At 43.3% G+C, this 404-nt stretch carries 1 protein-coding gene; it reads left to right on the top strand.

What is annotated here, in order from left to right; genetic code table 11:
* On the top strand, positions 1–404 hold a 404-nt coding region (locus WS44_RS09655), incomplete at both ends, for a transposase (RefSeq protein ID WP_046434135.1).

Below are 404 nucleotides of genomic sequence, written 5' to 3'. Positions count from 1 at the left end.
AACTGTCAATATCCTAAGCAGTCAGAAGCCTATCTTGATAACGGGACAGCTAGATTTATTGATGCTAAACATATTAAATTGCCTAAGCTGGGAATTGTCCGCATTGCTGGTTTTAGAAAACTGATTAAAGAGCGCTTGCTTAAGCAGATTCCAACTAGAATTGGCACAGTCACGATAAAAAAGACTGCTGATGACCAGTTCTACCTGTCTATGCAATTAGGCAGCGATACTGCTTTTGTTAAAGCCTTGCCTAAGACGCAGAGTCAAATTGGAATAGATCTCAACCTTGATAATTTCTTGACGGAATCAAATGGATCAATGGTCGCTAATCCACGCTTTTACCGCAAAGCCAAAAAGAAGCTGGCCCATGCCCAACGTGTCTTGTCTCGCAGGCAGCGCCGGGC

This window comes from Lactobacillus sp. N54.MGS-719 (genome assembly GCF_000980505.1).
Classification (GTDB): Bacteria; Bacillota; Bacilli; order Lactobacillales; family Lactobacillaceae; genus Lactobacillus; species Lactobacillus amylovorus.
The sequence above is the reverse complement of the archived record's forward strand: the minus strand, read 5'-3'. Positions and strand labels throughout refer to the sequence as shown.